Annotated in this window: 19 protein-coding genes and 1 pseudogene; 16 read left to right on the top strand and 4 right to left on the bottom strand. The window is 66.6% G+C overall.

Annotation, left to right across the window (positions count from 1 at the left end; genetic code table 11):
* Position 1: 1 nt before the first annotated feature.
* Together AC1D3B_RS05005 and AC1D3B_RS05000 are read right to left on the bottom strand one after the other, a co-directional pair.
* The gene (locus AC1D3B_RS05005; protein ID WP_478189551.1) at positions 2-3,160 is read right to left on the bottom strand and encodes an efflux RND transporter permease subunit; all 3,159 of its coding nucleotides are present in this window, start codon (positions 3,158-3,160) and stop codon (positions 2-4) included.
* A 13-nt stretch (positions 3,161-3,173) separates the two neighbouring features.
* Positions 3,174-4,385, bottom strand: coding sequence for an efflux RND transporter periplasmic adaptor subunit (locus AC1D3B_RS05000; RefSeq protein ID WP_478189550.1), 1,212 nt, complete (start codon positions 4,383-4,385; stop codon positions 3,174-3,176).
* 318 nt (positions 4,386-4,703) lie between these two features.
* Between AC1D3B_RS05000 and AC1D3B_RS04995 the strand changes: the two are divergent.
* The 13 genes and pseudogenes from AC1D3B_RS04995 (at position 4,704) to AC1D3B_RS04935 (ending at position 17,487) form a co-directional block, all read left to right on the top strand.
* Positions 4,704-5,218: pseudogene (locus AC1D3B_RS04995) on the top strand (Dps family protein).
* A 21-nt stretch (positions 5,219-5,239) separates the two neighbouring features.
* On the top strand, positions 5,240-5,428 hold the full coding sequence (locus AC1D3B_RS04990; RefSeq protein WP_478189549.1) for a hypothetical protein: 189 nt from the start codon (positions 5,240-5,242) through the stop codon (positions 5,426-5,428).
* A 497-nt stretch (positions 5,429-5,925) separates the two neighbouring features.
* A complete protein-coding gene (mdcA, locus tag AC1D3B_RS04985) occupies positions 5,926-7,635 on the top strand; it encodes a malonate decarboxylase subunit alpha (RefSeq protein WP_478189548.1) in 1,710 nt (569 codons plus the stop codon).
* A 10-nt stretch (positions 7,636-7,645) separates the two neighbouring features.
* A complete protein-coding gene (gene mdcC / locus AC1D3B_RS04980) occupies positions 7,646-7,963 on the top strand; it encodes a malonate decarboxylase acyl carrier protein (protein ID WP_478189547.1) in 318 nt (105 codons plus the stop codon).
* Complete coding sequence (locus tag AC1D3B_RS04975) at positions 7,960-8,913, top strand: biotin-independent malonate decarboxylase subunit beta (RefSeq protein ID WP_478189546.1); 954 nt, start codon at positions 7,960-7,962, stop codon at positions 8,911-8,913. Before mdcC ends, AC1D3B_RS04975 begins: the two co-directional genes overlap by 4 nt.
* Complete coding sequence (gene mdcE / locus AC1D3B_RS04970; RefSeq protein WP_478189545.1) at positions 8,900-9,625, top strand: biotin-independent malonate decarboxylase subunit gamma; 726 nt, start codon at positions 8,900-8,902, stop codon at positions 9,623-9,625. The genes AC1D3B_RS04975 and mdcE overlap by 14 nt, the downstream gene beginning before the upstream one ends.
* The gene (gene mdcG, locus AC1D3B_RS04965; protein WP_478189544.1) at positions 9,510-10,280 is read left to right on the top strand and encodes a malonate decarboxylase holo-[acyl-carrier-protein] synthase; all 771 of its coding nucleotides are present in this window, start codon (positions 9,510-9,512) and stop codon (positions 10,278-10,280) included. The genes mdcE and mdcG overlap by 116 nt, the downstream gene beginning before the upstream one ends.
* Positions 10,277-11,164, top strand: coding sequence for a triphosphoribosyl-dephospho-CoA synthase MdcB (gene mdcB, locus AC1D3B_RS04960; protein ID WP_478189543.1), 888 nt, complete (start codon positions 10,277-10,279; stop codon positions 11,162-11,164). Before mdcG ends, mdcB begins: the two co-directional genes overlap by 4 nt.
* Positions 11,164-12,114, top strand: coding sequence for an AEC family transporter (locus AC1D3B_RS04955; protein WP_478189542.1), 951 nt, complete (start codon positions 11,164-11,166; stop codon positions 12,112-12,114). Before mdcB ends, AC1D3B_RS04955 begins: the two co-directional genes overlap by 1 nt.
* Before the next feature lie 8 nt (positions 12,115-12,122).
* Positions 12,123-13,058, top strand: coding sequence for an acyltransferase domain-containing protein (locus AC1D3B_RS04950; RefSeq protein WP_478189541.1), 936 nt, complete (start codon positions 12,123-12,125; stop codon positions 13,056-13,058).
* A gap of 168 nt (positions 13,059-13,226) precedes the next feature.
* Positions 13,227-14,900: an MFS transporter gene (locus AC1D3B_RS04945; RefSeq protein WP_478189540.1), complete on the top strand. Its 1,674-nt coding sequence runs from the start codon at positions 13,227-13,229 to the stop codon at positions 14,898-14,900.
* Positions 14,897-16,048, top strand: a complete 1,152-nt coding sequence (locus AC1D3B_RS04940; protein WP_478189539.1) for an HlyD family secretion protein — start codon at positions 14,897-14,899, stop codon at positions 16,046-16,048. The genes AC1D3B_RS04945 and AC1D3B_RS04940 overlap by 4 nt, the downstream gene beginning before the upstream one ends.
* Complete coding sequence (locus AC1D3B_RS04935; RefSeq protein WP_478189538.1) at positions 16,042-17,487, top strand: efflux transporter outer membrane subunit; 1,446 nt, start codon at positions 16,042-16,044, stop codon at positions 17,485-17,487. The genes AC1D3B_RS04940 and AC1D3B_RS04935 overlap by 7 nt, the downstream gene beginning before the upstream one ends.
* A gap of 865 nt (positions 17,488-18,352) precedes the next feature.
* Here the strand turns inward: AC1D3B_RS04935 and AC1D3B_RS04930 are convergent.
* The gene (locus tag AC1D3B_RS04930) at positions 18,353-19,363 is read right to left on the bottom strand and encodes an alpha/beta fold hydrolase (protein ID WP_478189537.1); all 1,011 of its coding nucleotides are present in this window, start codon (positions 19,361-19,363) and stop codon (positions 18,353-18,355) included.
* Positions 19,364-19,578: 215 nt separating this feature from the next.
* Here AC1D3B_RS04930 and AC1D3B_RS04925 point away from each other — a divergent pair, with 215 nt between their 5' ends.
* Positions 19,579-19,749 carry a hypothetical protein gene (locus tag AC1D3B_RS04925; protein ID WP_478189536.1) on the top strand — a complete coding sequence of 57 codons (171 nt, stop codon included), beginning with the start codon at positions 19,579-19,581 and terminating at the stop codon, positions 19,747-19,749.
* Positions 19,750-19,774: 25 nt separating this feature from the next.
* Here the strand turns inward: AC1D3B_RS04925 and AC1D3B_RS04920 are convergent, their stop codons facing one another.
* Positions 19,775-20,509: a response regulator gene (locus tag AC1D3B_RS04920; protein ID WP_478189535.1), complete on the bottom strand. Its 735-nt coding sequence runs from the start codon at positions 20,507-20,509 to the stop codon at positions 19,775-19,777.
* A 157-nt stretch (positions 20,510-20,666) separates the two neighbouring features.
* Here AC1D3B_RS04920 and AC1D3B_RS04915 point away from each other — a divergent pair, with 157 nt between their 5' ends.
* Positions 20,667-21,026, top strand: a complete 360-nt coding sequence (locus AC1D3B_RS04915) for a hypothetical protein (RefSeq protein WP_478189534.1) — start codon at positions 20,667-20,669, stop codon at positions 21,024-21,026.
* A 4-nt stretch (positions 21,027-21,030) separates the two neighbouring features.
* Positions 21,031-23,136 carry an ATP-binding protein gene (locus tag AC1D3B_RS04910; protein ID WP_478189533.1) on the top strand — a complete coding sequence of 702 codons (2,106 nt, stop codon included), beginning with the start codon at positions 21,031-21,033 and terminating at the stop codon, positions 23,134-23,136.
* Positions 23,137-23,247: the final 111 nt, after the last annotated feature.

The following is a 23,247-nucleotide window of genomic DNA, read 5'->3' as shown; positions in this document are numbered from 1 at the left end:
GTCAAATTCCTTCGGGCGTTGTGCGGGCAGCCGTCGCCGGAAGCGCCGGCGTCGCAGACTGGGGCCGCGCGAGCCTGGCGGCGATCACGACGTAGAACATCGGGATCATGAAAATGGCGAGGAAGGTCGCGGCGGCCATCCCGCCGATCACGCCGATGCCGATCGCGTTCTGGCTGGCCGAGCCCGCGCCCCTGGCCAGCGCGAGCGGGAGCACGCCCAGCCCGAAGGCCAGCGAGGTCATCACGATCGGCCGCAGGCGCAGGTGCGCTGCCTCGATGGCCGCGTCCAACGCGCTCTTCCCTGCGGCCTGCAGGTCGCGGGCGAACTCCACGATCAGGATGGCGTTCTTCGCCGACAACCCGATCGTCGTGAGCAGCCCCACCTGGAAATAGACGTCGTTGGACAGGCCGGCCAGCGTCGTCGCACCCAACGCGCCGAGCACGCCCAGCGGAATGACGAGGATCACGGACACCGGAATCGCCCAGCTCTCGTACAGCGCGGCGAGGCAGAGGAACACCACCAGGATCGACAGCGCATAGAAGTACGGCGCCTGCGAGCCTGACTGTTGCTGTTGCAGCGAGATGCCGGTCCACTCGTAGCCGACGCCTTCCGGCATCTGCTTCATCAGCCGCTCCATGGCGGCGATGGCCTGGCCGGTGCTTCGGCCCGGCGCGGCCTGCCCCTGGATCTCGATCGCGGGCACGCCGTTGTAGCGCTGGAGTTGCGGCGGGCCGAAGGTCCACGAACCCTTGCCGAAGGACGAGAAAGGTGCCATGCCGCCCTGCCCGTTGCGCACGTAGAGGCGGTCCAGGTCCTCCGGGTTCATGCGGAACGGCGCGTCGGCCTGCACGTACACCTTCTTGATGCGGCCGTCGGTGTCGAGGAAGTTGTTGACGTACTTCGAGCCCCAGGCGATCGAGAAAGCCTGGTCGGCGTCCGTGATCGCGACGCCCAGCGCACTCGCCTTCTCGCGGTCCACGTCGACCTTGAAGGTCGGGTTGTCGGCCAGTCCGTTGCGGCGCACCAGCGCGAGGTCGGGGTCATGCCGGGCGAGGTCCAGCAGCTTGTCGAAGGCCTGCGTCAGCTTCTCGTGGCCGACGCCGCCGCGATCCTCCAGCTCGAAGTCGAAGCCCGAGGCCGTGCCCAGGCCCTGGATCGCGGGTGGATTGATGGGGATGATCACCGCGTCCTGGTACGACGCGAAGTGCTTCGCCAGTCGGGCGTTCAGCGCGTCGGCGCTCAGTTCCGGGCGATTTCGCTGGTGCCAATCCTTGAGCTGCACGTACACCAGCCCCTGGTTCTGTCCGCGGCCGGCGAAGTTGAACCCGTTGACCACGAAGCTGCTTTCGACGGTGTCGGCCTCGTCCTTCGCCAGGTAGCCCTGGATCGTGTCGAGCACCACGCCCGTGCGTTCCATCGTCGCGCCGGGCGGCGTCTGGACCTGGATGTAGAGAAAGCCCTGGTCCTCCGTCGGCAGGAAGGACGTCGGCAGGTGGATGAAGAGCCATGCCACCGCGGCGATGATCACCGCGTAGATCGCGAACCAGCGCCCGGCGCGCCCGATCACATGGCGCACGCCGTGGACGTAGCGGTCGCGCGAGCTGTCGAAGCTTCGATTGAACCAGCCGAAGAAGCCCTTCCTTCCCGCACCCTCATCCTTGGAGGGCTTGAGGACCATCGCGCACAGCGCCGGCGTGAGCGTGAGCGCCACGAACACCGACAGCAGCATCGCAGCCACGATCGTGAGCGAGAACTGACGGTAGATCGCGCCCACCGTGCCGCCCGAGAAGGCGACCGGCACGAACACCGCGCAGAGCACCATCGCCACGCCGACGAGCGCGCCGGAAATCTGCCCCATCGCCTTGCGCGTGGCTTCCACCGCGGGCAGGCCCTCTTCCTCCATGACGCGCTGCACGTTCTCCACGACGACGATCGCGTCGTCCACCAGCAGGCCGATCGCCAGCACCAGGCCGAACATCGACAGCGTGTTGATCGTGAAGCCCAGGGCCGCCATTACGCCGAAGGTGCCGAGCAGGACCACCGGCACCGCGATGGTGGGAATGACGGTGGCCCGGATGTTCTGCAGGAAGAGCAGCATGACCACGAAGACGAGCGCGATGCCTTCGAACAGCGTTTTCACGACTTCCTTGATCGACTCCTTGATGAAAGGCGTCGAGTCGTTGGGGTACACCACCTTGAGCCCGGGCGGGAAGTACTGCGACAGCTCCTCGATGCGTGCGCGCACGGCCGTGGCCGTTTGCAACGCGTTGGCGCCGGTGCCGAGCTGGACGGCGATGCCGGCCGCCGGCTTGCCGTCGTAGCGGGTGTCGACGGCGAAGTTCTCCGCCCCGAGGTCGACGCGCGCGACATCGCGCAGGCGCACCTGCGATCCGTCCGGCATCACCTTCATCAGGATCGCGCCGAAATCCTCCGGCGTGCGCAGCAGCGTCGCGGCGGTGATCGTGGCCGTCAGTTGCTGGTTGCCGACGGCGGGCGCACCGCCGAGCTGGCCGCCGGAGACCTGCACGTTCTGGTTGGTCACCGCGGTGGTCACGTCGACCGGCGAGAGCGAGTAGCTGTAGAGCTTCTGCGGATCGAGCCAGATGCGGATCGCGTACTGCGTGCCGAAGACGTTGAGGTTGCCCACGCCGTCGAGCCGGCTGACCGGGTCCTGCACATGGGAGACCACGTAGTTCGCGATGTCGAACTTGTTCATGCTGCCGTCCGTCGACACGAAGCCGGCGACGAGCAGCGAGGCGCTGCTCGACTTGGTGATGCGGACCCCTGTCTGCTGCACCGGCGCGGGCAGCAGCGGCGTGGCGAGCTGCAGCTTGTTCTGCACCTGCACCTCGGCGATGTCCGGATTGGTTCCGGGCGCGAAGGTCAATGTCGTGGTCGACTGGCCGGTGTCGTCGCTGACCGAGGACAGGTACAACAGGTGATCCAGTCCGCTCATCGATTGCTCGATCACCTGCACCACCGTGTCCTGCACGGTGGTGGCGGAGGCGCCGGGATAGGACGTGGCGACCTGCACCGTCGGTGGTGCGATCTGCGGATACTGCTCGACCGGCAGCGTGAAGATCGACAGGGCCCCCGCCAGCATGACGAGGATGGCGAGCACGATCGCGAAGATCGGCCGCTCGATGAAGAATCTGGCCATCGTCGCACCTCTTCTAGTTCGCGGTGGATGCGACGACGGGGGCGCCGCCCGGCGTCCCGGAGGCCACGGTGGCGGCGGCCGGCGGCGCTTTCTCCACTGGCCGCACGAGCGCGCCGTCCTTCACCTTCTGGAGACCGGCCACGATGACCTTCTCGCCATCGGACAGGCCACCGTCGACCACCCATTGGTCCTTGACGGTGCGTGTTGCCTGGATCGTCCGCAGCGCGACCTTGTCGTCCGCACCGACGACGAACACTGTGGCCTGACCCTTCGGGTCGTGTGTGACCCCGACCTGTGGAACGAGCAACGCATGCTCGTCCACGCCCTCGTCGATGCTGGCCCGAACGAACATGCCGGGCAACAGCACGTGGTCCGGGTTCGGGAAGACCGCGCGGACCGTGACCGAGCCCGTGCCCGCATCAACGGTGACGTCGGTGAACTCCAGCGCACCGGGCAGCGGATAGCGGCTGCCGTCTTCCAGCGTGAGTTGCACCTTCGCCGCGTCGGGACCTGCCAGCTTGAGCTTGCCGGAGGCAATGTCTCGGCGCCATTCCAGCCCAGCCAGGCTGGAACGGTTCAGGTCGACGTAGATCGGGTCCAGTTGCTGCACGGTGGACATCAGCGTCGCCGCACCACCTTGCACATAGGCGCCCTGCGTCACCTGCGAGATGCCGACCCGGCCGCTGATCGGCGAGACCACCTCGGTGTAGGCCAGGTTGATGCGTGCGGTCTCGACGGCGGCCTTGCCCGAGGCAACCAGCGCTTCCGCCTGGCCCTGGGCAGCGACCGCGTTATCGAGGTCCTGCTTGCTGATGGCGTTCGCCGTGATGAGTTGCTTGTCCCGCTGCGCCAGCGCCGTGGCTGCCACCACATTCGCCCGCGCGTTCTGCAGCGTCGCGAGTGCGCTGTCCAGCGCCGCGCGATAAGGCGCCGGATCGATCCGGTACAGCCGCTGGTTCGCCTTGACGTCCGAGCCTTCCTCGAACTCGCGCTTCAGCACGATGCCATCGACCCGCGCGCGCACCTGCGCCACGAGGTACGCCGATGTGCGCCCGGGCAGCTCGGTGCGGATGGGCACCGGCTGCCTGTGCACGGAGACCACTTCGACCTCCGGCGCCTGCACAACTGGCGCGTGGGGCTTCGAGTCTCCGCAAGCTGCCATCAGCAGGAAGACGCAGAGGGCTGCGCAGTTGCGATAGCGCAAAGATGCTTGATGCGGGGTCATGGAACCAGCTCCTGTCAGAGGGACGAGCGCCGAAGACGGATCGGCACGGATTTGTAGGAAGGCGTACCGCTGGCAAGTGCTCTCGTCTCTCACGGGGGCGTCCTTGATCGGCATGGGGACCGATCGTCCAGTGCCACCGTTGCGTCGCCGTTTCGGTTGCCGACTTTCGTGTTTCACCTGTAGCGCAAGCCGCTCAGGTCGAAGCCAGGTTGCAATCGCACGGCAACGCCCATGCTTCAAAGTTCAGTCATGGACCATCCGAAGCGCATCCACCAGTGGTTCATCTTTCATCGAGATGCACACCACAAGGCCCGTTCCATGACTCACACACTCGAATCCACCCTCGCCCGCCGAGAAGCCCCCATGCGCACCCCGACGGCCCTCGGCGCCGATACCCGGCGCGACATCACCGCTGCCCTTTCGGCCCTGCTGGCGGACACTTCGCGCTATACCTGAAGACGAAGAACTTCCACTGGCACATGTCCGGCCCGCACTTTCGCGACTTCCACCTAATGCTCGACGAACAGTCGGACCAGATCTTCGCGATGACCGACCCGATCGCCGAACGCGCCCGCAAGCTCGGCGGCACCACGCTGCGTTCGATCGGCGACATCTCGCGCCACCAGCGTCTCTCGGACAACGATGCGCCCTTCGTCACGCCGGAGGACATGCTGGCCGAGTTGCGGCAAGACAACCTGCGGCTGGTCGACTTCATGCGCGCGACCCACGCGCTGTGCGACGCGAACGGCGATGTCGCCACGGCCAGCGTGCTGGAGGTCTGGATCGACGAGACCGAGCGACGCGCCTGGTTCCTGTTCGAAACAGGTCGCTGATCGAAGGCAGGGAGAAAAGCCATGCCCGACATCACCGAACTGCTGCTATCCGCGCTGGAGCGGCAATCGAAGATCAACGCTCAACAGTTCGACGACCTGCGCTCCAGCATCGCGACGCTCCGGCGGCAGGTCGGTGAACTTGGCCGGCGCATCGACCGGCTCGACGCATCGAGCAGGCAGCTTGATGCGGATGACGGTCCCTCGCGCTGAAGGACACCGTCAGTGTCTCGATGCCTCAGTGCACGACTCGGGTGCGACTCGAACACCGAATAGCTTTTGATCGCCTCCAGCGACGATCGCCGAGCTTGGCTTGGTCGATGAAGGGACGTTCTGCCCGTGTTTGAGGATCGAGAACCCCGACGGCACCGCGAATGCCTGATTGGAATCGCTCCTGCCCTTTTCGCAGAAGCCCGCGATGTCTGCTGCTATTCGGTGGCCCGCCCCAGCCGAACGAATCCCTCACGACCGACTTATGGCCCCTCCTGGTGTTTATCGCCAGGAGTTGAAGCGTGGCCCTGGAATGGGTTGAGTCCCCGTCAAGCGTTTACGCAAACAGGCGTTTCCAGGACGAAGGGTTATTCATCGTTTCATCTGCAATTTGGCTCGTCGTGGATGTCGTGAATCGGAAATCTCGACCCGTGACAGTGGACCCGTGACTTCGGAGACCGCAACGGCGGTCGTGTCACGTCCACTTGGAGATTCACGCAATGCAACAACCCTTAGATGAGTCGGAGGCGACGAAGCCGCCGGCAGGTCCTGCCGGCGATGTCGGTCCCGCCTTCCGAACCGGACGCGAAGCGCGAGCGGCGCGAGTTCGCGCTGGGTCCGCTTTCGCCGACGGCAAGGTCGTCGAAGCCCGCAAGGCGACCGCCTTGCTGGAAGCAGTGATCCGTCCCGGCGACCGGGTCTGCCTGGAAGGCGACAACCAGAAGCAGGCCGACCTCCTGGCCCGGGCACTTGCTGCGGTGAACGTCGGGAAGGTCCACGACCTTCACATGGTCCAGTCCGGCGTCGTCCTGCCCGAGCACCTCGATGTGTTCGACAGCGGCATCGCCAAGCGGCTCGACTATTCCTACTCCGGGCCGCAGGCGGCCCGCATTGCCCGAATGCTGTTCGGGGGCAAGATAGAACTCGGCGCAGTCCACACGTACCTCGAGCTGTTCGCCCGGTACTTTGTCGATCTGACGCCGCACGTCGCGCTGATCGCGGCGGTCAGCGCAGACCGCTACGGCAATCTCTACACCGGACCCAACACCGAAGACACACCTACGGTGGTCGAAGCCACCGCCTTCAAGGACGGCATCGTCATCGCACAGGTGAGCGAGATCGTCGAGCACCTGCCGCGCGTCGACATTCCCGGCGATCGCGTCAACTTCGTCGTCAAAGCGGACAAGCCCTTCTACGTGGAGCCGCTCTTCACGCGCGATCCCGCTGCCATCACCGAGGGCCAGATCCTCACTGCGATGCTCGCACTCAAGGGCATCTACGCGCCCTATGGCGTCAAGCGGCTGAATCACGGCATCGGCTTCAGCACCGCCGCGATCGAGTTGCTGCTGCCGACCTTCGGCGAACGCCTCGGGCTGAAGGGCAAGGTGGCGACCCATTGGGCGCTGAATCCGCATCCGACCCTGATCCCCGCCATCGAGTCGGGCTGGGTCGAGCAGATCCACTCGTTCGGCTCCGAGGTCGGGATGGACGAGTACATCCGGGCTCGTTCGGACATCTATTTCACAGGCTCCGACGGTTCCCTTCGCTCGAACCGCGCCTACTGCCAGACGGCGGGCCTTTACGCCTGCGACATGTTCATCGGCTCGACGCTTCAGATCGACCTGCAGGGGCACTCCTCGACGGTCACCGAGTCGCGCATTGCCGGATTCGGGGGTGCGCCGAACATGGGAAGTGATCCGCGCGGACGTCGTCATCCCAGCGAGCCATGGTTGCTCGCGGGCCAGCAGGCCGACCCTGACACGCCCGCAGCATTGCGTCGGGGCAGGAAACTCGTCGTGCAGATCGGCGAGACCTTCGGCGACCAGAACGTGCCGCTGTTCGTGGAGCAACTCGACGCGCTGATCCTTGCCGACAAGCTCAAGCTGGAACTGGCGCCGGTGATGGTCTATGCCGACGACGTGAGCCATATCGTCACCGAGGAGGGTATCGCCAACCTCCTGCTGTGCCGGGACAAGGATGAACGCGAGCACGCGATCCGTGGCGTCGCGGGCTACACAGACGTGGGGCGCGGCCGCGACGCAAAGATGATTCAGCGCTTGCGCGAGCGCGGCGTCATTCAGCGTCCCGAAGACCTCGGCATCGATCCGCTCGATGCCGACAGGAACCTGCTGGCCGCGCGATCCATCAAGGATCTCGTCGAGTGGTCCGGTGGCCTCTACGCGCCGCCGTCCAAGTTTCGCAACTGGTAAGGAAGCCATCATGGAAAACCTGAGCTATCGCTACAACGCTGCGCGACGCGCAAGCGGTTCGAGGCCTCTCGCCATCGTCGGCGTGGTCGCCTCCGGCAACCTGGAAGTCCTCGTGGAGCGCGTGCTGCCCGACACCGAATGCCTGCTGGAGATCAAGATCGCAGCCGACGGCTTCGGCGCAGTGTGGGAGGCGGTCACCAGCGACTTCGTGTCTCGGTGCTCCGCCGGCGGGCTGAAGCTGTCCGTCAACGACGGCGGCGCACGTCCCGACACAGTGGCGCTGCGTCTGGCACAAGCCGTCCGCGCCATTGAAGGAGACGCGCCATGAACACACCAACGATCGCGTCGCGTCCTCTCGTGCGCACCGCGCGGCCCCAGGGCCTCAGCTGGTACGAGGCATCCGCGCGACAGCGCGTGCTGTCGATGCTCGACACCGGCTCCTTCGAGGAGTTCATCGGTCCGGAGCAACGCGAACACAGTCCACATCTTCAGGTCTTCGATCTGCCCGAGCAGTTCGATGACGGCATCGTCGTCGGGCGCGGCAGGCTCAGCGGCTCACCGGTCTTCGTTGCCGCCCAGGAGGGCCGCTTCATGGGCGGCGCCTTCGGCGAGGTGCATGGCGCGAAGCTGACCGGCCTGCTGCGCGCGGCGCGCGACCTCGGCTCCATCCCGGTGCTGATCCTGTTTGACACCGGCGGCGTGCGCCTGCAGGAGGCGAATGCGGGCGAAACGGCGATTGCGGAGATCATGCGTGCCCTGATTGAGGCGCGGACGGCGGGGGTGAAGGTGATCGGCCTGATCGGTGGGCGAGCCGGGTGCTACGGAGGCGGTGGATTGATCGCCGGATGCTGCTCGGCGCTGGCCGTTTCCGAGCAGGGCCGCATCAGTGTCTCGGGCCCGGAAGTCATCGAGACCAATCGGGGCGTCGAGGAGTTCGACTCCCGCGATCGCGCCCTGGTGTGGCGAACGATGGGAGGCAAGCACCGTCGCCTGCTCGGCGGCGCCGATGCCTACGCCGACGACACCATTGACGCATTCCGCGATGTCGCGGTCGACCTGATCGCGGGTACGCCCGACTTCGGTCTCGACGTGCTGAAGGCCGAACAGGATCGGCTCGAGCAGCGGCTCGCCGACTTCGGCGCATGCGCCGATGCCCTTGACATCTGGAAGGCGGCTGGATTGTCCGACGCCGACGCCGAGGCCGTGCCCGCGATGCCTGCACATGCATTCATCGCCCTTGCCAACACCATCCGGGAGACCCGCCATGACGCTCGATGAGATTCTTCCCTCGCTCTTCCCGCGCGGTCACGACATCCATGTCGATGGCGGCGTGTTGAGCGGATCGGGCACGCTGCAACGTGGCGGGCAGGTCGCCGTGATCGGCATCGACGGCAAGTTACCGGTCGGGGTCGACGAGGCGATTCGCCTGTCGCGCCATGTCGTCGACGTGGTGCAGCGCGGCGGCGAAGAACCCATCCTCGTCTTGCTGGACAGCGACAGCCAGCGCATGAGCAAGCGTGAGGAGTTGCTCGGGCTGAACGAGTTCCTGGCCCACCTTGCGAAGTGCCTGATCCATGCCGACATGCGAGGCCACCGAACGGTCGGCCTGTTGTATGGGCACACGGCAGCGGGCGCGTTCATTGCGACGGCCATGGCGACCCGCTCGCTGGTGGCGCTCCCGGGCGCCTCACCCGCGGTGATGGATCTGCCGTCGATGTCCAGGGTGACGAAGTTGCCGATCGAAGTCCTCGAGGAGAAGGCGCGGTCGACGCCGGTGTTCGCGCCGGGGCTGACGAACATGGCCCAGGTCGGCGCCGTGCGGGCCATCTGGGACGACAAGGCGTCGCTGGCCGATCAGCTGCAGGCGGTACTCAATGAGCCGCCGGAGGGGCGCGACACGCGCGACCGGCTCGGCGAGAGCCGCAAGGGCCGTCTCAAGGCGGCCGACATCTCGGAGCGTGTCCATGCACTCGCAATGGCAGGCGCCTGACGCGTCCCTGCGCCGCCATGACCTCGTCTTCGTGTCGGAGTCAGCGTGGCGAGCTCTAATGAGGGCGCGCCCGGACCTTGCGAGCGTGCACGGGGTCGTCGGATGGGTCGACCGAGGCTGGCCGCTGGTGGCACGCCGGCCGGGACCCGGCGACATGCCAGGCATCGCCTTGGGACTGCCGATGCCGCCGAGCGCGGGCAAGCGACGCCTGCGGATCGTGGTGCGGCCCGAGGACATCGTCACTGTCGCGTCGCCGTTGACGTTGAATGACGCGCGCGGCTCGGCGCCGCCGGACTGGCAGTCCACACTGGCCAAGGTCATCGACATGGCGATGCGGCATGGTGTTCAGGCAAGGGTATTCGGCGGCCTGGCGTGGCAGGCCCTGACGGGCATGGATTACCTGACGGCGAGTTCCGACCTCGACCTGCTCTTTCCGCTGCGCCGCGACACCGATCCGCACAGGCTGAGCACCGAACTCGATGCGATCGCGCGTCTCGCTCCGATGCGCCTCGACGGCGAACTGGTTCGCACCGATGGCGCGGCGGTCAACTGGCGGGAGCTTCACACGGGCGCGGACGGCCTGCTGGTCAAAACACTGGATGAAGTGAGGCTGCTGCCCACCGGCCGTTTCTTTGCCGAAGAGGTGATGTCATGAGTGCGCTCGCTCTCTTCGAACGACCGCTGATCGCTTCGCGTGCGACCCCGGCGCCCGTTGCGCCGGATGTCGCGGCAGTGGCTGCGTTGGCGGCGGAATGTCTTCGGCTGGAGGCCGAGACCGCGCCGAAGCCCGGTCTTGTCAGCCACATCGACTCCGGCAGCCACTCGGACATGGACATCGCGACGTTCCATCGCAGCATTTCAGCGATCCGACCGCATCTTCATGACCTCGTGCAGGCCGGCGCGCGCGGATCCGGGATGAGCGTCCTGCGGTCGATCGGCCTGCAGGCCGAGGAAGCCATGCTGGCGGCGACCAGGGGCGTCAACACGCACCGGGGCGCGATCTTCGGACTCGGTTTGCTCTGTGCGGCCGCGGGTGCGCGGTTGGGTGGTCTGTCCGATCCCGCCATTCCGCTCGGAGCGAGCGTCGCGCGGCGCTGGGGTCGCGACATCCTGGGCGGCGTCGGGCGGAGAGACAGCCACGGCCAGGAGGTCCGTCGTCTTCACGGCGCCGGCGGGGCCAGCCTCGAGGCAGCCCGGGGGTTCCCGGTCCTGTACGCGGTCGGCGTGCCGGCCCTGCGCGCGGGTAGGTGGTTAGCACCGGACGACGCTGAAGCCGCTCGCGTGCAGTCCTGCTTCGCGCTGATCGCGATGCTGGAGGACACCAACCTGCTCCATCGTGGCGGCCTCACAGGACTGCACTTCGCGCAGCGCGCGGCGCGCCGCTTCCTCGCCGATGGCGGAGTGGGCCGGCCGGACTGGCGAGCCCGCGCCCTGGATGTTCATCGTGGGTTCGTCGCACGCCGGCTCAGTCCGGGCGGATCGGCGGACCTCCTTGCCATGAGCCTGTTCGTGCAGGCCTTCGAAACGAGAGGTCTGTGATGTTGCATGTCATCCTGATGGCGCTTGCGCCTGTGTTCTTCGTCATGGGTCTCGGCTTCCTGGCCGGCCGGGCCGGATTCATCGAGAACAGCAACGTCGCTTCGCTGAATTCCCTGGTCATGAACTTCGCCGTGCCCGCGTCCGCGTTCGTGGCGATCGCGTCCGCCCCCCGCGCCGAGATGCTGCAGCAGGGATGGCTGTTCGTGATCCAGGGATCGGTCATGCTGCTCGTCTACCTGCTCTGGTTCTTCTGGCAGAGCCGCGTTGCGGGCACATCGAAGGGCGAGTCCGCGACGCAGGCCCTGACGATCGCGTTCCCGAACATTGCAGGGGTCGCGCTGCCCCTCGTCTCGGCCATCCTGGGTCCGGCGGGTGCCGTGCCGGTCGCCATCGCACTGGCGGCCGGATCGATCATCGTGACGCCGTTGACCCTGGTGCTGCTCGCGCTCAACGACGACCCGGCGCGTTCCAGCGCCGGCGCTTCGCGGCCGCCGCTGCTGCCCACGCTGCGCCAGGCCCTGCTCAGGCCGCTCGTGGTCGCGCCGGTGCTCGGAATCGCAATGTCCATGTCGGGCTTGCATCTGGACCCCGTGGCCGCGGCTTCACTCAGGCTGATCGGGCAAGGCGCCGGCGGCATTGCGCTGTTCCTGACGGGGCTGGTCCTGTCGGCGCAAGCGTTCCGCATGGACTGGACGATCGCTGGCGCCACGGTCGCCGGCGACATCGTGCGGCCGCTGCTGGTGGTCGCGATCGTGCTGCTCTTTCCTGTTCCTCCGGAAACCGCGAAGGTGGCGATCCTGCTCGCGGCCGTGCCCGCCGGCTTCTTCGGCATCCTGTTGGGCCTGGGCCATCGCCTCGGCGCGACCGAGACGGGGCCGATGGTGATCCTCAGCACCGTGTTCAGCATCGCGACGCTGGCGACGGCGATCGCGGTGCTCTATCCGCACTGATGGCCGTCATGCCGCTCGCCATCCTGTGTTCGGGGCAAGGGCCGCAGCATCCGGGGATGTTCGCGCTGACCGGCGACGCGCCTGAGGCATCGAGCGTGTTCGAGCATGCCGCGACGCTGCTCGGTGGCCGCGATCCGCGCGAGCTCGTGCGGTCCGAGGCCGACGCAGCGCTTCACGCCAATCGCGTCGGGCAGATCCTGTGCGCGACGCAGGCCATGGCGGCCAACGCCGCGTTGCGCGGCGCATGGCCGGGGCGGCGGGTCATCGCGGGCTACAGCGTCGGCGAGGTGGCCGCATGGGGCGTCGCCGGATGGCTGGATTCGAATGCGGTCCTGGATCTCGTCGAAGGTCGGGCCGCTACGATGGACGCGCACAGTCATCCCGGCGACGGCTTGCTGTTCGTCCGCGGCCTGCCACGCGAGACGATCGAGCGACTGTGCGCACAGCACGCTTCGGCGATCGCCATCGTCAATCCCGCCGACGCCTTTGTCGTCGGCGGCGCCGGATCAGGGCTCGACGCCCTGGCCGACGATGCGCAGCGGCTGGGTGCCGCCCGCGTCGTGCGACTGGCCGTCGAGGTGGCCTCGCACACCCCTTTGCTCACCGCAGCCACCGCGAAGTTCCGGGCGTTGCTGAACCGGACCTCGTTCCGGCAGGCACCGGAAGCGGGCGTGCGCCTCTTGAGCGGCATCGACGGATCGCCCGTCGTCGACGTCGCCCGGGGGATGAACAAGCTGGCCGCCCAGATCTCTCGGACGGTCGCGTGGAGCGATTGCCTGCAGGCTTGCGCCGAGGCCGGGGCCAGCGCCTTTCTCGAACTCGGACCCGGAAAGGCGCTCAGCGAAATGGCCGCGAGCGCTTGCCCCGGGATTCCGGCCCGCAGCCTGGAAGAGTTCAGGACGCTGCAAGGTGCGAGGGATTGGCTGAAGCGCCTCGAGCGCTGAGCCCAGCCGTGCAGGTCTTGCCTTCGGCCAGGTTTCAGACGTAACGCCAGCCCGGCTGTCGGACATCTCGCGATCACGCAGCGTCGCCACCATTCATCCCGCTCTTCGATCGGTTCTCCAGCCCGAGCTTGCTGGTGATGGACTTCAAGGCAACTGAAGGTGGCAACAATGAAACCCAGCGATGCGAATCTAGCGTCGGCATCGGCGGCGACGTCGATCACGATCGACGGCTACGCCTTCGCGCCCGAAGACCATCCGGCGTTTCCTGGCGGGCCATTGGCGCCGCCCCATCCCGCGCTGCGCCGGATCGGCTACGCGATGATCGGCACGTGGATCGGCGCCACGGCGACCCTGGCGAACGCACTGGTGACCGTGAACCTTCCCAGCCTCGCGGGAGAGCACGGTCTCTATCTCGTCCAGCTGAGCTGGTTGCCGGCGATCTTTGTCGCGTTCAATGCGAGCACCAACCTGCTGCTCGTGAAGGCGCGTGCGCAATTCGGCGTTGCGACGATCATGACGCCGCTGTTCCTTCTCTATGCCGTGGCTGCCGCGTTGCAGTTCTTCGTGCAGGGCTTTGCGGCCGCTGTGATCGTGCGAGCTATCAGCGGCGTGGCGACCGCCGGGATGACGACCTACGGCATGTACTACTGGCTGCAGGTCATGCCGCCCAAGGCGCGCCCGCTCGCGCTGATCATCGGTCTCGGGCTGACGCAACTGGGCAGTCCGATCGCGCGCATGCTCCCGGTGGACCTGTTGTCGGCCGGCGCCTGGCAGGGTCTCCATTGCGTGGAACTGGCGCTCGCGCTGATCACCCTTGCGCTGACGCTGCTCCTGCCGCTTCCGCCGAGCGTGCGAGTCAAGCAATTCGAAAGGCTCGATCTGCTCACCGTCGCGCTGGTGCTGCCCGCGATGATCCTGTTGTGCGGCGTGCTGAGTCTCGGTCGCCTGTCGTGGTGGACCGATACGCCTGCCCTCGGTGTCTGGCTCGCGGTCTCGATCCCGTTGTTCGTCGTTGCGATGTCCGTCGAGTTGCTGCGAGCGAACCCGCTGTTGAAGCTCGACTGGATCGGAAGTGCCGAAATCGCCCGCTTTGCCGCGGTCGCGCTGATGATGCGTCTGGCGCTGGCCGAACAGACCTATGGGTCCGTCGGTTTCCTCACCTCGGGCGGCCTGGACAACGACCAGCTGCGCGTCCTGTTCGGCATCGTGCTGGTCGGCATGACGCTGGGCATCGTGGCCGGGGCACTCACGGTGTCGGCGAAGGCTGTGCCGTTTCAGGTCATCGTCGCCGCACTTGCAGTGTCGGCGGGCGCGTGGCTCGACAGTGGATCCAGCGAGATCACCCGGCCCCAGCAACTGTATCTGAGCCAGGCCTTGATCGGCTTCGGGACCTGCCTGTTCATCGGGCCGACGTTGGCACATGGGATTCTGCAGGTCATGAAGCGGGGGCCGGAGTTCCTCGTGAGCCTCGTGGTGCTCTTCAGCATCACGCAGAACGTCGGCGGCCTGATCGGCTCCGCGGCGCTCGGCAGCTACCAGGTGATCGAGTCGCGAGCGAACGCGACCTTGATCGCCGACGGCGTGATCGGCGGCGATCCTCAAGTGGAACAGCGGATCACGGGAGGAGCGGCGGCGCTGTCCGGAGCCGTCGTCGATCCGCAGGCGCGCGCGATCCAGTCGCGCGCCGGGCTGGGGGGGGCGCTCGGCACCGCGTCGAACGTGCTCGGCTATGTCTCCGTCTTCAGGCTGGTGGCGCTGTTCACGCTCGCCATCGCGCTGTACGTTCTTTATTCGGTTGTCGCGAGCCGCGCGGTTCGCCCCAGAAAGTTGGAGGTCACATGAGCGAGACACAGGACGTCGCATCCGTCCCTTCCCATCGCGAGGCACCATCGAATGCGGGGGGCGCACCGACAGGCACGGCGGTCGCGTCGCCGCGACCTGCATGGCCCCTGCCGAAGAAGCGACTCGGTGCGGTCGCACTGGTGGTCGCGGCCGGTGTGGCGGCCACGTTCAGCGTGCTCAGGGCGTGGGATATCGTTCCCTTCGGCAATGCGACGCAGTCGACCGACAACGCCTATGTGCGCGGCCGCGTGACCATCATCGCACCCCAGGTGAGCGGCTATGTGACGGCCGTCGACACGAAGGACTATGCCGAGGTCGAAGCCGGGCAGGTGCTGGTCCGGATCGACGACCGTCCCTATCGCGCCCAAGTCGACCAGGCGCGCGCTGCACTCGCGGTCCAGAAGGCCGCGTTGGCGAACCTCGACCAGGCGCATGCGGCAAAGACCGCTGCGCTGAGCGGGCAGGACGCCGCGATCGTGAGCGCGCGGGCGCTCCAGCAACGCGCCAAGGCCGATCTCGGTCGCGTCCAGGACCTGGTCACGGATGGCTCGGTCTCGGTTCGGGAAAAGGACCAGTTGTCGGCCGTGCTCGCCCAAGCCAACGCGCAGGTCAGCCAGGCCTTGGCGGGCCATGAGATCGCGCGGCAGGACGTGCGCACCGTGGAGGTCAGCAGGGAAGGACTGAAGGCGCAGATCGAGGTCGCGGAGGCCCAGTTGCGCGCAGCGGAAATCAACTTGCAGAACACCATCGTGCGCGCGCCGGAAAGAGGACAGGCCGGCGAAGTGTCGGTGCGCCTCGGCCAGTACGTGACCAACGGGACGCAGTTGCTGCCGCTCGTTCCGTCGGAGCGCTGGGTCATCGCGAACTTCAAGGAAACGCAGACTGCGCACATGCAGCCCGGGCAGGCAGCGTCCGTGACGGTCGACGCGCTGGCGGGGCGGCGCTTCGCAGGCAGGGTCGAACAGATCTCGCCAGCCGCCGGTTCGGAGTTCTCGGTGCTGAAGCCCGACAACGCCACCGGCAACTTCGTGAAGATCCCGCAACGCATCGGCGTGCGGATCGTCTTCGATCCGACCGAGGCGCAGGCCCTGAGGCCGGGCATGTCCGTGGAGGCGCGCGTGGAAACGTGTGCGCATGCGCCATGCTGAGGCCGAGGCTGCGTGCAGCGCTGGTGGTGGTCGTCGTCGGGTTGTTGACGGCCTGCGCGGGGCCTAAGCCGGCACCGCCCGGTGATGCGGCGATTAGTGCGCCTGCGGCATGGCGCACGGACCTGGCGTCGGGTGCGTCGGTCGAGGTGGACGCGAACTGGTGGCGAAATTTCGGCGACCCGACGCTCGCCGCGCTCGTCGAGCAGGCGTTGGCGAACAACCTGGACATCCAGACCGCAGCAACCCGCATCACGCAGGCCGAAGCGCTGTTTTCATACTCGCGGGCGCAACGTTTCCCCAATGTCACTGGAGGAGTGACGGGCTTGAGGGAGCGCGATGTCAATCCCGCCTACGGCGTCGCGGAGGTGCAGACCGCGAGCGAGACTTTCCTGTCGGTTTCCTACGATGCGGATCTGTTCGGGCGTCTTGCGGCGAGCAGTCGGGCCGCCTCCGCTCGGCTGCTGGCCACCAAAGCTGCTGCGGCGAACGTGCGCCTGACGATCGCCGCGTCGACGGCGCGCTCGTACATCGCGCTGCGGGCCGCCGACGCCAGGTTGCAGATCCTTCGCGACACGCTGTCGGCACGCACCGAGACGCTCCGCATCATTCGTCGAAGGGCCTCGGTGGGCTACGCATCGCAGTTGGACCTGTCGCAAGCGGAAGTCGACTATCGCGCGACCGAGCAACTCATTCCCCCGGCGGAGCAGGCGATCCGGCGCCTCGAAGACCAACTGAGCGTTCTCCTGGGCGAGAACCCGAGCAGCATCGGCCGGGGCGAATCGACCATCGACAGCCTGTCGGTTCCCGACGTCCCCACGGCGTTGCCTTCGTCCTTGCTGAGACGCCGGCCAGACATCGTCCAGGACGAAGAGCAACTGGTCGCAACCGATCACACGCTGGACGCCGCGCGCGCGGCGTTCATGCCGGACCTCCAGATCTCGATCGCGCTCGGGTCGGTCACTTCGACGCTGCTGCGGACCAACCCCATCAGCATCTTCTCCGCCGGCGGAAGCCTGCTCGCGCCGATCCTCGATTTCGGGCGCCTGAAGGCCCAAGAGGGCGCGGCGGCGGCCAGTCGAGACGAAGCGGCCTACGCCTATCGAAAGGCGACGATCACGGCCTTCGCCGAGGTCGAGGATGCGCTGTCGGCGACCGTGCGAACGGGCGAGCGGCTGGCATCCCTGGAGGCGCAACGCAACGAGTCGGTCCAGACGCTTCAGCTCGCGACCGATCGGTACCGCGCCGGCTACGCCGCCTTCCTCGAGCAACTCGACGCGCAACGCGGCTTGCTGTCTACTGAACTCGCTGTCGTGCAGGCGCGCAGCGATCAGCTCGCCGCATCCATTTCGCTCTATCAGGCGCTCGGCGGGGGGTGGGACTCGTCCTCCGTGCTCTTGGAGCATGCATCGCGCAAAGCACGTGGTCATTCGAACATTTGAATGCGGCCGCCTTATCCGATCCTGAACGCGACTTGAACTGCGCGCATTCGAGCTTGGCAAACGAGGCAACGATAGCCTCGACAGCGCTCATGGCTTTTCAAGCGCTTCCCAACGAGATCGCTCGTGTTCAGAAGTCGATGACCTAGGTGGGGGCGAAACGAGGATTCTCTGCGCGTTCCTTCGTTCGACAGCCGGGCCGTGACCTGAATCTGATTGCCCTGGCGGGCAGGCTTTGCCTTCGCATAGTTTCTCGGTGCCTTCTGCGACTGGGCGGATAGGCCGACCGGAAGTCCGCAGGCCTGGTTCACGAGTCCGCAAGTCGTTCGAAGACTGCTCGGTCCTGCTGGCAGATCTGACGCATCGTCGCGCGGATGAAGGGGTAACCTCGTGAAGGGGATATGCGATGTCGAAGTCGGAATAAGGGCAGACGGGTCTCGAAATCGGGGGCGTTGGAGACGAGGTGCCGCTCCAGGCGATGCGGCTGCAGTCCGTGCTGCGCCAGATGCGCTGCGCGGCAGAGAACGACACGTCGCCCAGTTCGGGCGCGAGCTTGCCGCTGCTCCAGTGCGTGGAGCCAACTTTCGGCTTGTGCGTGAGCGACTTGTTGAGCACCCGCGCTTCCAGCTTGGCCACTGGCCGTACGGGCGCGCGGCCCGGGTGCAGCGACACCAGCCCGGCGAGACCTTGAAGTTCAAACGCCTTCGTCCATCGCGTGATGAAGGCGTCGTTCCAGGCCAGCTTGGCACGGGTGTCTACCCGCCACCGGGGGATCAACCGGGTATCAAATAGTCAAGAAGGCGAGAAGGCCCGCGTCCTGATGTAATGCGCGGCGCCCTCGATGAGGAGCAACGCCGCGACTAGCAACTCAGCCTTTGACGAAGGCCAGCAGGTCAGGGTTGATGACGTCAGCATGGATCGTGAGCATGCCGTGCGGGAAGCCCGGGTAAGTCTTGAGAGTTCCTTTTCTCAGTAGCTTGATCGACAGTCGGGCAGCGTCGTCGATCGGTACCACCTGGTCGTCCTCGCCATGCAGCACCAGTGTGGGAACGGTGATTGCCTTGAGGTCCTCGGTCTGGTCTGTCTCCGAGAATGCCTTGATGCCGTCGTAGTGCGCCTTGGCCCCGCCCGTCATGCCTTGGCGCCACCAATTGCGCACCACCGGCTGAGAGAGCTTGGCACCAGGACGATTGAAACCGTAGAACGGACCTGACGCCACCGCCTCGTAGAACTCGGAGCGATTTGCCGCAAGTGCGGCGCGAAATCCGTCGAAGACGTCGATCGGCGTTCCTGCAGGATTCGCTGGTGTCTTCACCATTGTTGGCGGCACTGCGCTGACCAGCACCGCCTTGGCCACCCTACCTTGCGGCTGGCCATAGTGAGCCACATAGCGCGCCACCTCACCCCCGCCGGTGGAGTGACCGATGTGCACCGCATTGCGCAGGTCCAGATGCTCCATGACGGCCGAAGCATCTGCGGCGTAGTGGTCCATGTCATGGCCATCCGAGACCTGTGCTGACCGGCCATGGCCGCGGCGGTCGTGTGCGATGACGCGATAGCCGTGCTGCAGGAAGAACAGCATCTGTGCATCCCAGTCGTCCGAGGAAAGGGGCCAGCCGTGGTGAAACACGATGGGCTGAGCGTCGCGCAGACCCCAATCCTTGTAGAAGATCTCTGTCCCATCGCGGGTGGTGACGAACTGACCGCCTTGGACGGAGGGCGAGTGCGGGGCGTTCGGCCCGCGCTTGAAGGCTTCTGCGGCAGTCGCAACGGCAGACAGACCTCCGACAGCCGCGACCCCGGCGCCGGCCAAAAGCAAGCCGCGCCGGCCGGTGCTGCGAAAAATTTGAGCGCCGTTTGCGGCGGAGGGGGTGGTCATAGTCTCGACTCCTTGACGTAGAGGTGTTGCGGAGCCCTGATGATGGGTAGGCACAACTACTGCTGTGTTTCCAGGAGATCGCTGCGGATTTCAACTGCAATGTTCATCCGATTGCTTTCAGAGCACCAGCAACGAGGCCCCGCTCGACGAACGTGTTGATCTGCTGATAAGCGCCACTTGCCCGGAGACAGCACGGGGCGCCTGGACCGCATCCAATGCGCGAGGAGACACGTGAATCCGACCGCGATAAGAAAGGCAGAAATCGCCAGCAGCTTGATCCAAAGCAGCGCGATGGTGGTGCCGTAGGCCCGCAGGAAGAGGTGATAGAGGAACGCGGCTTCGTCGATGCGCGGCTCGATGCGGACGACGGGCAGCCCTCGCGCTGAGAGCCCCTGCCAGTGTCTCGATGCCTCAGTGCACGACCTGCACCTGGGGCTCGAAGACATAGCCCGCGCCGCGTTCGGTGCGGATCATCTTCGGCGCCGAGGCATCGATCTCGATCTTGCGGCGCAGCCGCAGGATCTGCACATCGATCGACCGGTCGTACACCTCCGCGCCGTGCAGCCGCGACATCTCCAGCAACTGGTCGCGCGACAGCACCCGCTGGGGTTGCTCGCACAGCGCCAGCAAGAGGTTGAATTCGCCATTGCTGAGTTCGACCCGCTGCCCTTCCGGCGAAGTCAGCCGGCGCGCCAGCAGGTTGAGCTCCCAGCCTGCGAATCGATATGCACGGCGCTTGGCGCTGCGGCTTTGCGGCGCGGCGTCGGCCCTGGCCTGGTAGCGACGCAGCACCGCGCGAATCCTCGCCAGCATCTCGCGGTTGCTGAAGGGCTTGGTCACGTAGTCGTCGGCGGCGATCTCCAGGCCCATCACGCGATCGGCTTCGTCCTGCTTGCCCGTGACGATGATGACCGGCACCTCGCTGGTCTCGCGCAGGCCGCGCGCCAGCTTCATGCCGTCTTCGCCGCCCAGTCGGAGGTCGAGCATGACCAGGTCGATCACGCTGCTCTCCAGGACCGCATTCATCTCGGCGCCGCTCGCGACCGCGGTCACCTGGAATTCGTTCTCCGTCAGATAGTCCGACATGAGTTCGCGCAATGCCGGATCGTCGTCGACGACAAGGATATGGGGTGCAACAGTGTTCATGGCACGGGGAGCGTAGTTGAATTGATCCTACGGGTGCCTACCGGCTGATTACAACTGTAATCCCCGTCCGCGAAAGTGACATCGCGCCGGCACCCGCATCAGCGCCAATAGGTCCCAGGGGCGCCACCTCGCCCCGGTGAAGGACTGGACTGATTTCATGCTAAAGATCATGGTTATCGAGGAAGATGGAGCGATGCGCTTGCTGATTTCCGAATGGCTGGCCGGCGAGGGACATGAGGTCCTCTCGCTGCAGCGGCCCGCTGCCGTTTCCGACGACACGATCGACCTGGTCATCCTCGACCTTCCGAGCCCGCGCTCGCGCTACGGCGAAACCACCCGTGCCGTGACGGCGGTGCACGCGGCCTATCCGGGCGCAGCCGTCATCGGCATCTCGACGCAGCTCGGGCGCAGCCTGGGCGGCAATTCGGACGCTGCCCGCGCCTTCGGCGTGAGCCGCCTGCTCGCCAAGCCTTGCAGCCGCAAGGAACTGCTCGGCGCCGTGGCGGCCGTCGCCTAGCCTCATGACGACAGGAGAACGGCTGAGACAGCGGATCGTCGCGGCGGGCGTCGTCCTGGTGGCCGCCTTCGCCGGCTCGGCGGTGTACGACGGCTGGCGGCTGCACCAGCAGATCATGCTCGCGAACGATCGCGAGCTCGGCAACCTGGCCAAGGCCCTGGCCGAGCAAGGCGCCCGGACCTTGCAGGCCGTCGACGTCCTGCTGCGCGACACGAGCGAATGGTGGGAGACCACCGGTCGCGATCTGTCGCCGGAAGCCATTTCCGAAGGGCTGGCGTCGCGCGTGGTCGGCGTCTCGCAAGTCAGCGTACTCACGGTGGTGGATGCCCAGGGCATGCAGCGCCACCGTTCGAGGATCACCGGCTCGCCGCTCGCCGACGTCTCCGACCGGCCCTACTTCCAGAGCCAGCGCGAGCACGTTTCGGCGGGCCTCTACATCAACGAGCCGGTGGTGACGCGGACCGAGCGGCTGCCGGCGCTGGTGGTGTCGCGCCGGCTGAACAGGCCGGACGACAGCTTCGACGGCGTGGTCACCGCGATCGTCACGCTGCAGGAGATCCAGGCGGCCTACAAGGCGATCGAGCTCGGGGAAGGCAGCGCCCTCGTCCTGACGCTCGACGATGGCACGCTGGTGGTGCGGCAGCCCGAGGTGACCGGTCTGGACGCGAGCCGGCGCTTTCCCGAGGTGCCGGGATTCAAGGGAGCCCCGCTGATCGACCGCGCGGTCAGTCCGGCCGACGGCCGCGCCAAGCTGGTCGCGGCCGTGGGCGTCGGCAAGAGGCCGCTGACCCTGGCCATCATCCGCGACGAGGAGAACGCCCTGCGCCCGTGGCGCGACGAGGTGCGCAGCGCCATCATCCGTACGCTGCTGCTCACGGCGCTGGTGGTGCTGACCATCGCGGGCCTGCTGCGCCAGCTTCGACGACTGGAGGCCGGCGAGGCCGAGAAGGCCGCGCTGCAGGCCCGACTGCAAAAGGCCGAGCGGCTGGAGTCGCTCGGTACCCTGGCCGGCGGCATTGCCCACGACTTCAACAACATCCTCGGCGCGATCCTCGGCTTCGGGGAGATGGCCCAGCAGCATGCGACGCCGGGGAGCGACATGCGCCGCCACATCGACCGCGTGATGCAGGCCGGCGCCCGGGCGCGGGTGCTGGTGCGCCGGATCCTCGACTTCAGCCGCAGCGGCGTCGCAGAGCGGGTGCCGGTGCACATCCAGGCTGTCGCGGAGGAAGCCATCGCGATGCTCCGACCTTCGTTGCCGGAGGGCATCCGCTTCGATGCGCGCCTGGAGGCCGGCATGGCGGCCGTTCTGGGCGACGGCACCCAGCTCTACCAGGTCGTCATGAACCTCTGCACCAACGCCGCCCAGGCCATCGGCGATGCCGGTGTGATCGAGCTCGTGCTGGAGCGCGTGCAGTGCGATGCGCCCAGGCACCTGCTGCAGGGCGACCTCGCCGAGGGCGCCTACGTGCGCCTCGTGGTGTCGGACACCGGCAGCGGCATGTCGGCGGAAGTGCTCCAGCGCGCCTTCGATCCCTTCTTCACGACCAAGAAAGTGGGCGAAGGCACGGGACTCGGGCTGTCGATGGTGCACGGCATCGTGGCCGATCTCGGCGGCGCCATCGACATCCAGAGCGAGCCCGGGCACGGCACACGGGTGGCGGTCTGGCTGCCCTTGTCCGGCGAGTTCGAGGGCCAGGCGCCGCGTCCCGATCCGAAATGGCCGGTCGGCAATGGGCAGGTCGTGATGGTGGTCGACGACGAGCGCCCGCTGGTCGAACTGGCCGAGGAACTGTTGGCCGAACTGGGCTACGAGCCGGTCGGCTTCGATTCCGGCGAGCGTGCGCTGGAGGCCTTCATGGCGGACCCGCAGCGTTTCGATGCGGTGCTCACCGACGAGATGATGCCGGGACTCGCGGGCAGCGAGCTGGCCCGCCGGCTGCTCGCGGTCCGCGCCGACCTGCCGGTGATCCTGGTCAGCGGCAATGTCGGCGCGGCGCTCGAACAGCGCGTGCGCGACGCCGGTGTCGTGGCGCTCCTGCGAAAGCCCCTCGGCCTGCGAGACCTGGCCGAGAGCCTGGCGCAGACGCTGAGGTCGCGCACAGGCTGAGCAAGGGAACGCCCAGTCGACACCTATGCATAAATCTTCATAAGGGTTTTCAATCCTTGCCCTGTGTCGGGATGTATTGCCAACTGGCACGAGCTAAACGAAGTTTGGAAT

This window comes from Variovorax sp. P5_A3, assembly GCF_056400665.1.
Note: the sequence above shows the minus strand (reverse complement) of the source record. Positions and strands in the feature narration are given on the sequence as shown.

Coding starts and splice junctions, on each gene's coding strand:
- AC1D3B_RS05005 (WP_478189551.1), bottom strand. CDS start 3,160: ATGGCCAGATTCTTCATCGAGCGGCCGATCTTCGCGATCGTGCTCGCC.
- AC1D3B_RS05000 (WP_478189550.1), bottom strand. CDS start 4,385: ATGACCCCGCATCAAGCATCTTTGCGCTATCGCAACTGCGCAGCCCTC.
- AC1D3B_RS04990 (WP_478189549.1), top strand. CDS start 5,240: ATGCCCGACATCACCGAACTGCTGCTATCCGCGCTGGAGCGGCAATCG.
- mdcA (WP_478189548.1), top strand. CDS start 5,926: ATGCAACAACCCTTAGATGAGTCGGAGGCGACGAAGCCGCCGGCAGGT.
- mdcC (WP_478189547.1), top strand. CDS start 7,646: ATGGAAAACCTGAGCTATCGCTACAACGCTGCGCGACGCGCAAGCGGT.
- AC1D3B_RS04975 (WP_478189546.1), top strand. CDS start 7,960: ATGAACACACCAACGATCGCGTCGCGTCCTCTCGTGCGCACCGCGCGG.
- mdcE (WP_478189545.1), top strand. CDS start 8,900: ATGACGCTCGATGAGATTCTTCCCTCGCTCTTCCCGCGCGGTCACGAC.
- mdcG (WP_478189544.1), top strand. CDS start 9,510: ATGAGCCGCCGGAGGGGCGCGACACGCGCGACCGGCTCGGCGAGAGCC.
- mdcB (WP_478189543.1), top strand. CDS start 10,277: ATGAGTGCGCTCGCTCTCTTCGAACGACCGCTGATCGCTTCGCGTGCG.
- AC1D3B_RS04955 (WP_478189542.1), top strand. CDS start 11,164: ATGTTGCATGTCATCCTGATGGCGCTTGCGCCTGTGTTCTTCGTCATG.
- AC1D3B_RS04950 (WP_478189541.1), top strand. CDS start 12,123: ATGCCGCTCGCCATCCTGTGTTCGGGGCAAGGGCCGCAGCATCCGGGG.
- AC1D3B_RS04945 (WP_478189540.1), top strand. CDS start 13,227: ATGAAACCCAGCGATGCGAATCTAGCGTCGGCATCGGCGGCGACGTCG.
- AC1D3B_RS04940 (WP_478189539.1), top strand. CDS start 14,897: ATGAGCGAGACACAGGACGTCGCATCCGTCCCTTCCCATCGCGAGGCA.
- AC1D3B_RS04935 (WP_478189538.1), top strand. CDS start 16,042: ATGCTGAGGCCGAGGCTGCGTGCAGCGCTGGTGGTGGTCGTCGTCGGG.
- AC1D3B_RS04930 (WP_478189537.1), bottom strand. CDS start 19,363: ATGACCACCCCCTCCGCCGCAAACGGCGCTCAAATTTTTCGCAGCACC.
- AC1D3B_RS04925 (WP_478189536.1), top strand. CDS start 19,579: ATGCGCGAGGAGACACGTGAATCCGACCGCGATAAGAAAGGCAGAAAT.
- AC1D3B_RS04920 (WP_478189535.1), bottom strand. CDS start 20,509: ATGAACACTGTTGCACCCCATATCCTTGTCGTCGACGACGATCCGGCA.
- AC1D3B_RS04915 (WP_478189534.1), top strand. CDS start 20,667: ATGCTAAAGATCATGGTTATCGAGGAAGATGGAGCGATGCGCTTGCTG.
- AC1D3B_RS04910 (WP_478189533.1), top strand. CDS start 21,031: ATGACGACAGGAGAACGGCTGAGACAGCGGATCGTCGCGGCGGGCGTC.